6 protein-coding genes are annotated in these 4620 nt (G+C 41.4%); 2 read left to right on the top strand and 4 right to left on the bottom strand.

The window, feature by feature from the left end:
• Window positions 1–226 precede the first annotated feature (226 nt).
• Window positions 227–1201 (bottom strand): elongation factor P--(R)-beta-lysine ligase, encoded by a 975-nt coding sequence (epmA, locus tag AN391_RS19635; protein WP_055016951.1) that lies wholly within the window; start codon window positions 1199–1201, stop codon window positions 227–229.
• Between the two features lie 56 nt (window positions 1202–1257).
• A complete protein-coding gene (gene efp, locus AN391_RS19630) occupies window positions 1258–1824 on the bottom strand; it encodes an elongation factor P (RefSeq protein WP_055016950.1) in 567 nt (188 codons plus the stop codon).
• Window positions 1825–1865: 41 nt separating this feature from the next.
• On the opposite strand from efp, the gene epmB reads away from it, so the two are divergent.
• Window positions 1866–2891 carry an EF-P beta-lysylation protein EpmB gene (gene epmB, locus AN391_RS19625; protein WP_055016949.1) on the top strand — a complete coding sequence of 342 codons (1026 nt, stop codon included), beginning with the start codon at window positions 1866–1868 and terminating at the stop codon, window positions 2889–2891.
• A 250-nt stretch (window positions 2892–3141) separates the two neighbouring features.
• On the opposite strand, the gene AN391_RS19620 is transcribed toward epmB, so the two are convergent.
• On the bottom strand, window positions 3142–3351 hold the full coding sequence (locus AN391_RS19620) for a hypothetical protein (protein ID WP_055016948.1): 210 nt from the start codon (window positions 3349–3351) through the stop codon (window positions 3142–3144).
• Window positions 3352–3433: 82 nt separating this feature from the next.
• Here AN391_RS19620 and AN391_RS19615 point away from each other — a divergent pair, with 82 nt between their 5' ends.
• Entirely contained in the window at window positions 3434–3724 is a 291-nt protein-coding gene (locus tag AN391_RS19615; RefSeq protein ID WP_055016947.1) for a hypothetical protein, read from the top strand.
• Between the two features lie 150 nt (window positions 3725–3874).
• Here the strand turns inward: AN391_RS19615 and AN391_RS19610 are convergent, their stop codons facing one another.
• On the bottom strand, window positions 3875–4366 hold the full coding sequence (locus AN391_RS19610; RefSeq protein ID WP_146258097.1) for a DUF3016 domain-containing protein: 492 nt from the start codon (window positions 4364–4366) through the stop codon (window positions 3875–3877).
• Between the last annotated feature and the right edge of the window lie 254 nt (window positions 4367–4620).

Below are 4620 nucleotides of genomic sequence, written 5' to 3'. Positions count from 1 at the left end.
TCACTTAATATTTTGCACAATGAGAAGTGAAAGAGGAATAAATGAGAAAACATACAAGTAGCAGCGAGTTTACCTCGCGTCTGGGTTCATTATTTTAAAACGGCATAAATACCAAATGCGCCAGCAAGCAAGGCGCCTACTTTAAAACACAATGTGCGTGAAGCTTGCTCACGCAAAGCTGTTAAGACTCAATACGCGGCATAAAGCCACGCCTACAGGTAAAGCATTACGCCCTATCTACGTCAAACGCGATGACTTCTTTTATCGTCTCTTTTTCGGTGGCTAGCATAACTAACCTGTCTATACCCATTGCAACGCCTGCACACTTTGGAAGCCCGTGTTCAAGCGCGGCGATTAAACGCCTATCCATGGGCACGTGGTTTAACCCATTGGCAGCGCGGTAGGCATTATCTTCATCAAAGCGTTTTGCCTGCTCTTTGGCATTAGTTAGCTCGTTAAAGCCGTTCGCTAATTCCATATTTTTATAATAGAGCTCAAAGCGCCCTGCTACGCGGTTATCGTGTTCACAAATTTGTGCAAGTGCCGCTTGCGACGCCGGAAAGTGATACACAAAACACGGCTTAGTTTGCCCAATAGTTGGCTCTACTTTCATACAAAATAACAGCTGCAGTAAGGTGTCTTTATTAGTTTCGTTTTTAGCTATATCGGCAAAGCCATGATCGCAGGCAAGTGCTTGTAATTGCGCAAGCGTAGCTGTTAATGGGTCTAGTGATAACACCTGCTCAAATGCTTGTTGATAAGTCAGTCGCTCCGCAGGCTCTACATTTAAAATAAGCTGCATTAGCTCATCCATCTCGTCCATTAATGCAAACTCATCAAACCCAGGGCGGTACCACTCAAGCATAGTAAATTCGGGATTATGATGGCGACCCGCTTCTTCATTTCTAAATGCCTTACAAAGCTGGAAAATTGGCCCAGAGCCTGCGGCTAATAGGCGCTTCATGGCAAATTCGGGCGATGTTTGTAAATAAAGCGGCAAGCCTCCAGCGTGGCCTGGGCCTACAAACTGCGTATTAAAACTCGCTAAATGCACATCGGTTACGCTTGCGCTACTTAAGCTAGGGGTTTCTACTTCCATTACATTACGCGTATAAAAAAACTCACGAATGGTTCGTAGTATGGCTGCGCGCTTTTTAAGGGTTTCTATGCTTGCGCTTGGGGCCCAAAGTGTTGCTGACATATTTTCTCCAAAAAAAATCCCAGCTTAAGCCGGGATTTTATAAACCGTAAACAAGCTTACTTAACACGGCCTACGTATTCACCGCTACGGGTGTCTACTTTAATTACTTCACCAATTTGTACGAATAATGGAACACGTACTACTGCACCCGTGCTAAGCGTTGCAGGTTTACCACCAGTGCCCGCTGTATCGCCTTTTAGGCCAGGATCAGTGTCAGTGATCTCAAGCTCAACAAAGTTAGGTGGCGTAACCGCGATTGGGCTACCGTTCCATAATGTAATAGTACATACATCGTTTTCAACTAGCCATTTACCTGCATCGCCAAGCGCTTTTTCGTCAGCGGCAATCTGCTCAAATGTTTCGTTGTTCATGAAATGCCAAAACTCACCGTCTGTGTAAAGGTACGCTAAGTCGGTATCCATTACATCGGCACCTTCAACTGATTCACCCGATTTAAAGGTTTTTTCAAGTACCTTGCCAGAAATAAGCTTACGGATACGAACACGGTTAAACGCTTGGCCCTTACCAGGTTTTACCATTTCGTTTTCTAAAATACTGCAAGGTTCGCCGTCCATCATAATTTTTAGGCCGCCCTTGAACTCGTTGGTGCTATAATTCGCCATCGTTTCCTCTATTTAATTTTTTTCGAGTAATCTACGTGCCAATGATACAAAGAAATGAAGCAAATTTGCATAAAAACTGGCAAAAAGAATTAGCAAATGTAGTTACCTGCCCAAAAACCTTGCTTGAAATGGTCGGTTTATCGAGCCAAGCCCATGAAAACGACCTAAAAGCCCGCAGTTTATTTCCGGTACGCGTGCCAGTCCCGTTTATAAAAAAAATGCGCAAGGGCGATGTAAACGATCCCTTATTGCTACAAGTTATGCCGCGCCACCAAGAGTTTTTAACTAAAACTGGTTTTAATAAAGATCCACTGCTTGAGCAAGACAACGAGCAGCCTGGGCTTTTACATAAGTATAAATCCCGTGTTTTAATTATGTTTAAAACCGGCTGTGCAGTAAATTGCCGTTACTGCTTTAGGCGCCACTTCCCGTATCAAGAAAACCAGCTTAATAAAAAAAGCCTGCTTGATGCGCTGAGCTACATAAAATCAGATGCCAACATAAACGAAGTAATTTTAAGTGGTGGCGACCCACTTATGGCCAAAGACGATGCCATTAGTTGGTTTTTAGATGAGCTTGAACAATTACCGCAAATTAAACGCATGCGAATACACAGCCGTTTGCCTGTTGTTATACCTGCGCGTATTACCGATGAACTATGCGCTAGATTGCAGCAATCACCGCTTAAAGTTGTGTTTATTAACCATATAAATCATGCAAACGAAATAGACGACGAGTTTAAAGCAGCCATGCAAAAGTTAAAGCAAGCAGGCGTAACGTTATTAAACCAAGCCGTTATTTTAAAAGAAGTGAACGATACAGTTGAGGCACAAATAAATTTAAGTGAGGCGTTATTTGATGCAGACGTACTGCCATACTATTTATATTTGCTCGATAAGGTTGAGGGCGCAAGCCACTTTGATATAGAAGAGCCACAGGCAATAAAAATAATGGCAGAGCTATTAGAAGCCCTGCCCGGATTTTTAGTGCCTAAATTGGTAAGAGAAATAGGCGGTCAGAAAAGCAAAACGCCTATCGACCTTAAGTTAGGGCGTGTTAACCTTTGATGGTTGAATTTGCAGCAGTATGTTTGGCTTTTAGGCAAGACTGAGCCTGTGTAGTGTGGTTATTCCCCATAAATAGGCGATAACGCAGCATAAATGCCAAACATGCGCTGCCCTTCGGGTTCTTCCTAGGGGCGATGAACTCTTTGTTACTCGGTTTTTACTTAGCCCACTAGGTTTCAAACCTCGCGCCGCGATTTAATCGCCCCTAGATTGAACAAATTTCAATCCGCAAAGATCAACACGCCCTAATTTAAACGTACACGTTTATATTATTGCCAAGTGTTGCAGTGACCGACTGAGCCGGTGATTGCGCACTTGTTGCTTGCGCAGCACCTTCAATAAGTGCAAGTGCTGCTGCGCCATCTGCTAATTGCTGCTTTTTAGACAAAGCAGCAGTATAAACTTCACCACCTTGGCCAGAGCTAGACATAGCGGGTAGATTTCCACCTGATATATTCATCGTTATAAGCCTTAATCAACCTGACATTTAAATGTAATCCAAGTACTATATCGGCAATGCAGTACAAAGCTTTAGGAAAACCATGGATTCTATAATTGAACAACTCAACGCTAACTTAAAAATTGTTTATCGCCAAGCACTTGATGCCGACAAAAAACTAGATGAACTACAGCAACAAGGCCACGGTAAATTTAAAGCCTTATTCCCAGCCGATGCCGGATTTAGTTTTGAAGCTAAACGTTTTAAGCCATACGTACTTGATGTAGCAGCCGATGTAGAAAGCTTAAGCACTGATGGTTTTGATGAAGAAAAGCTAAAAAAAGCGGTTATTAAACTGCAACAGTTACTTACCCTGCTCGCTACGTTTAAATAATTGTTGTCAGTTGTCAGTTGTCAGTTGTCAGTTGTCAGTTGTCAGTTGTCAGTTAAATATTAAAAAACACCGCGTTAAATTTAGTAAACATCAAATACAAAAACGCCGATAAAGTTTATCGGCATTTGTATATTTATTTTGTAGCTGTATTTAACTTATATTAGATAAAACTTTTGAATTAAACCAATTAGTTACTAAGCGTTTTTCATAATAAAATGCTCTAGAGGTTGAGCGCTTAATTTTATCTAAATAGCCTCTATCTTTTAATAACACTTCTGAGGCGTGGTTCACAACTTCACCCTGCGGATTAGTTACCGTGTAAGACAGCTTAATTTGTGGGTAATGAAATGGTTGAATTACTCTTGTTTTTTTAGCGCCAGAAAACTCGATAGCACCTGCTAAATCAAGATCTGCAACCTCTACATTTAATTTATATCCACTTGGTAATTTTTCAGCTAACTTCGCAAAATGCTTTTCAAAGTTAATAGTAATTTGCTTTTCAAAAGAAGCCGGTGATTGATTTGCTGCACGCACATCGCGGTAATTGTCAAAATCTTGCCATTTAACCGTAGACTCACCTGCTTGTGCAATACCAACAGAACTTAAACCTATTACTAACGTTAGTAATTTTAAACTTTTCATAATCGTCTCCATGTGAACTATCAAAAGTCAACGCAAGTACAGCACATTCAATTTAAGTCAATAAACCTGAAAACTCACACTGATAACAGTAGTTTAAATTAGCAGCAAAAATTTTTAATGTAAAGTAGGTACATGTAAGGTTAATAATGTAGCTTGATTAAATAATAGCGGTTAGCGGTTAGCGGTTAGCGGTTAGCGGTTAGCGGTTAGCGGTTAGCGGTTAGCGGTTAGCGGTTAGCGGTTAGCGGTTAGCG

The organism is Pseudoalteromonas sp. P1-13-1a (genome assembly GCF_001401875.1).
Classification (GTDB): domain Bacteria; phylum Pseudomonadota; class Gammaproteobacteria; order Enterobacterales; family Alteromonadaceae; genus Pseudoalteromonas.
This window is presented reverse-complemented; position numbering and strand designations above follow the sequence as displayed.

What these genes read in the sequence shown, in the direction of transcription:
- epmA (WP_055016951.1), bottom strand. Translation starts at nt 1,201, where the DNA reads ATGTCAGCAACACTTTGGGCCCCAAGCGCAAGCATAGAAACCCTTAAA.
- efp (WP_055016950.1), bottom strand. Translation starts at nt 1,824, where the DNA reads ATGGCGAATTATAGCACCAACGAGTTCAAGGGCGGCCTAAAAATTATG.
- epmB (WP_055016949.1), top strand. Translation starts at nt 1,866, where the DNA reads ATGATACAAAGAAATGAAGCAAATTTGCATAAAAACTGGCAAAAAGAA.
- AN391_RS19620 (WP_055016948.1), bottom strand. Translation starts at nt 3,351, where the DNA reads ATGAATATATCAGGTGGAAATCTACCCGCTATGTCTAGCTCTGGCCAA.
- AN391_RS19615 (WP_055016947.1), top strand. Translation starts at nt 3,434, where the DNA reads ATGGATTCTATAATTGAACAACTCAACGCTAACTTAAAAATTGTTTAT.
- AN391_RS19610 (WP_146258097.1), bottom strand. Translation starts at nt 4,366, where the DNA reads ATGAAAAGTTTAAAATTACTAACGTTAGTAATAGGTTTAAGTTCTGTT.